Source organism: Lamprobacter sp. (genome assembly GCF_034860625.1).
Taxonomy (GTDB): Bacteria; Pseudomonadota; Gammaproteobacteria; order Chromatiales; family Chromatiaceae; genus Lamprobacter.
Genome location: NZ_JAYESN010000294.1, coordinates 1 through 3,314, shown reverse-complemented (window position 1 = coordinate 3,314; position 3,314 = coordinate 1). Strand labels below are relative to the sequence as shown.

General features: G+C 64.2%; 6 protein-coding genes. 2 read left to right on the top strand and 4 right to left on the bottom strand.

Annotated elements, in window-relative coordinates; all coding sequences use genetic code 11:
* The 3 genes from VBE63_RS26400 to VBE63_RS26390 form a co-directional block, all read right to left on the bottom strand.
* Positions 1-297, bottom strand: a 297-nt coding sequence (locus VBE63_RS26400) for a hypothetical protein (RefSeq protein ID WP_323685977.1), incomplete at its 3' end; no start/stop codon positions are given.
* Positions 298-334: 37 nt separating this feature from the next.
* A complete protein-coding gene (locus tag VBE63_RS26395) occupies positions 335-595 on the bottom strand; it encodes a hypothetical protein (protein ID WP_323685976.1) in 261 nt (86 codons plus the stop codon).
* Positions 596-712: 117 nt separating this feature from the next.
* Positions 713-1,411 (bottom strand): HPP family protein, encoded by a 699-nt coding sequence (locus tag VBE63_RS26390; RefSeq protein ID WP_323685975.1) that lies wholly within the window; start codon positions 1,409-1,411, stop codon positions 713-715.
* Positions 1,412-1,589: 178 nt separating this feature from the next.
* Here VBE63_RS26390 and VBE63_RS26385 point away from each other — a divergent pair, with 178 nt between their 5' ends.
* Together VBE63_RS26385 and VBE63_RS26380 are read left to right on the top strand one after the other, a co-directional pair.
* The gene (locus VBE63_RS26385) at positions 1,590-1,958 is read left to right on the top strand and encodes a calcium-binding protein (RefSeq protein ID WP_323685974.1); all 369 of its coding nucleotides are present in this window, start codon (positions 1,590-1,592) and stop codon (positions 1,956-1,958) included.
* A gap of 49 nt (positions 1,959-2,007) precedes the next feature.
* Positions 2,008-2,865: a LysR family transcriptional regulator gene (locus VBE63_RS26380; RefSeq protein WP_323685973.1), complete on the top strand. Its 858-nt coding sequence runs from the start codon at positions 2,008-2,010 to the stop codon at positions 2,863-2,865.
* 41 nt (positions 2,866-2,906) lie between these two features.
* On the opposite strand, the gene VBE63_RS26375 is transcribed toward VBE63_RS26380, so the two are convergent.
* On the bottom strand, positions 2,907-3,314 hold a 408-nt coding region (locus tag VBE63_RS26375), incomplete at its 5' end, for a rhodanese-like domain-containing protein (RefSeq protein WP_323685972.1).

Here is a 3,314-nt window from a genome sequence, read left to right as displayed (position 1 = left end):
ATGAACCCTGTTGGTGCAGGCCGCGAGCATGCCGCTGGTGCTGCGTTGGCTGCGCCCTTGAGCCGGCATCGAAGCGACCACTACCACCGCCGCCACCACCACCCTCATCTTCTCGTAGCGCGGAGCGCTGCACGGCACTGGCACCTGCATCAGTGCCGCTCGCGGACAACACAGGCCGTTGATCCGGCCCTCGATCGTTGTCTCGGCCAGCGCGAGCGTGCTGCTCAACAGGGCAATGAGGCCAAGACTGGCTGCCAGGCGGCCGATGCGTCGTTGAGGCGGTCGCTGTGTCGACATGGCGCATCGTCTCTTAACCACAGAGAGGGGGGTTGGCTCAGCAACCGTTCACACCATAGGCCGACTTCGGTGGGTCAGCATCGCTGCGGTCATCGGACTCGCCCTCGCCCTCGCGATGCGCGTCATCCTCGTCGTCTGCATCGTCCAACAGCAACGCCGCCTTGAGGCTTGCCTCGAAGGCCAGGGCCCGCTTTAACGCGCGTGCACAAGTGGCGCACTGCGCCGCATGGGCTTGGAGCTCGGCTTGTCGTCCTTGCGGATCGACCAACAGTTGCCGGCGAAAGGAGAGACAGTTCATGGGTTGAGCCCTCTGCGCGACGCGGGTAGCGCTTGGAATACCGGATGAAGACCCGCCGCGCGCAGCTGATCTTTCGTGCCGATGACCAGCGGCTGATGACCGCACTGCAGAGAACCATCAGAACCAAAACTCCGGATACCGGCGTCCGCGAGCCAGGTTATTGACCAGCAGCGCGACCAGCAGCATCAGCAGCGCGCCGAGCGTGACCGGGATCAACACGAACAGATAGCCCATCGCATGCACCTGCTCGGAGCCAATCACCGCGATCAGCGCGGTCGCGCCACCGGGTGGATGGAGGGTGCGGGTCAGATGCATCATCGCAATCGCGGTCGAGACCGCTAGCGCCGCCGCCAGCCAGGGCAGCAGCGCCCCGAGCAGCAGCCAGGCCGAGACACCGATCAGCGCCGAGATGGCATGGCCACCGATCAGATTGCGTGGTTGCGCCAGCGGACTGCGTGGGGCGCCGTAGAGCAACACCGCCGAGGCGCCGAATGAACCGATGAGGAGCAGGCCGTCTGTTGGTGTGAGTCCGATGGTCTCGAGCCAGACGGCCGGATTCGTCCCCTGGGTGCTGATCGCCTCGTTCAGCCAGGCCAACAAGGCGATGCCAAGGAAGCTGCCAAGCCAGGACCAGATCACCTCGCGGTTGTTGACCCGAGGCGGGGCATCGCGCGTGGAGCCGCGCAGCTTGCGCAGATAGCCAGCGACCGCGCCGGCCAGGCGCTGTCCCAGACCGAGACGCCGCTGCTGATGCGGGGCGGTGATGCGCAGATGCGGGTGGTGAAGATCCTGTAGGGGTCTGCTCGGCGTCATCATCCCTCCTCGTCTGTCCTCCTGGGGGGGCAGCCGCTCAGCGGCCGCGCGGTTCTATAAGCTAGCCCTGATATTGAGTTCAGGCAAACGAAAGTTATTTGACTTTGGTATCGTTTTTTTCGATAGTAAGAGTCTGCCTCTAGCAAACAAACAACAACCATGGTCGACGCAGGAAAACAGCATGCCTAAGCATCAAATCGACGAGGAGCGCGAAGAGCGTATTGCGATGGAAGTGCTGGTGGATACCTACACCGATGAGGAGGCGGTTGCGGGTTGGTCCTGTTATCTCGGCGACAAGCTGTCCTTTCCATTCCAGGCCCGCTGTATCAAAGAAAGTCAGCGCTCTCCCCTCAAGCTCGGAGAGTTCGTGCAGGTGCTCGCGATGATCAACGACGATGAGTGTCTGGCCGATATGGCGGTCGAAGTGGCATGGGCCGGGAGAACATGCGGCATTCCGCTCTCGCATCTGCAAGGCATCGATGTGGATGAGCACACAGCGGAAGCCATCGCCGATTGGCACTACTGGCTGGCCACCGGCAATCGGCTCTAACGCTTTTTGATATGAACGGCTTGCGCAGACGCTGCTTGGACAAGCGTTGATGGATATCGACCAGGTCAAGACCTTCCTCGCGGTGGCCGCCCATGGCAGCTTCCTTGAGGCCGCCGCGCAGGTGCATGTCACCCAATCAACGGTGAGCGCCCGCATCCAGAGCCTAGAGCAGCAGTTCGGAGCGCGCCTGTTCGTGCGCAATCGCGCCGGCGCCAGCCTGACCCATGCCGGCGAACGTTTTCTTCGCCACGCCAAGACCCTGCTGCTGACCTACGAGCAGGCGCGCCACGAGGTGGGTTTGCCGAGTCGCTTCCGCGCCAGCCTCACCCTGGGCGCGCGCATTGCGCTCTGGGACAGCCTGCTGCCGCGCTGGATCGGCCGCCTGCGCAGCCACATGCCGGACATCTCGCTCAACACCGAGATCGGCTTCGAGGAAGACCTGATGCGCCGGGTCATCGCCGGCACCATGGACTTGGCGCTGATGTACAGCCCGCGTCAGGCCGCTGGCATCCAGGTCGAGTACCTGTTCGACGAGACCCTGATCCTAGTCGGCCCAGACCCCGAGCGGCGCGCGCTCGATGACAGCTATGTCTATGTCAACTGGGGGCCGACCTTCTTCGCCCAGCATCGCCAGGCCTACCCGGAGCTGGAACGTCCGGCGCAAACGGCCAACATCGGCTGGCTCGGGCTGCAACTGATCCTCGCCAACGGCGGCACCTGTTTCGTGCCGGAGCGGGTCGCGGCCTCCTATCTCGAAGGCGGTTGTCTACAGCGCATCCATGACAGCCCGAGCCTGCGGTTGCCGACCTATGTGGTCTATCCGACTGCGGGCAGCCGGGACGTCGTTGACGCAGCATTAGAGACGCTCCGTGCGCTGATCCGCGCTGAGCATGGTGAAACTGAGTAGGGCTGAAGCTGAAGCGATAAGGCGGAGACCAGCTCGCCGTCCTAATCCCGCGCCACCGGCAGCCCAGCATGGCGCCACTCGGGCAGGCCATCGGCCAGGCGTCGAGCCTCGAAACCGGCTTCGCGCAATGCCGCAACCGCCTCGAACGAGAGCACGCACCAGGGACCGCGGCAGTAGGCGACGACCTGACGCTCCGGCGGTAGCTCCGCCAGTCGGGTCTTGAGTTGGTCCAACGGGATATTGAGGGCACCCGGCAGATGGCCCTGGCCGAACTCCTCGGGCGGGCGCACATCGAGCACCGTCACCAGCCCATCCTGCGCCTGCGCCAACAGCTCTGCCGCCGGCATGGGGTCGAGCGCATCACGCTGCAGCAGATACTGCGCCATCAGCTCAGCGACCGCATCGCTGCGATCCTGGGCGATGCCGCGCAGCGCGGCGAGGGCATCCAG

Bases quoted from the DNA above. Each gene is read 5' to 3' on its own strand.
- VBE63_RS26395 (WP_323685976.1), bottom strand. From the start codon at position 595: ATGAACTGTCTCTCCTTTCGCCGGCAACTGTTGGTCGATCCGCAAGGA.
- VBE63_RS26390 (WP_323685975.1), bottom strand. From the start codon at position 1,411: ATGATGACGCCGAGCAGACCCCTACAGGATCTTCACCACCCGCATCTG.
- VBE63_RS26380 (WP_323685973.1), top strand. From the start codon at position 2,008: ATGGATATCGACCAGGTCAAGACCTTCCTCGCGGTGGCCGCCCATGGC.
- VBE63_RS26385 (WP_323685974.1), top strand. From the start codon at position 1,590: ATGCCTAAGCATCAAATCGACGAGGAGCGCGAAGAGCGTATTGCGATG.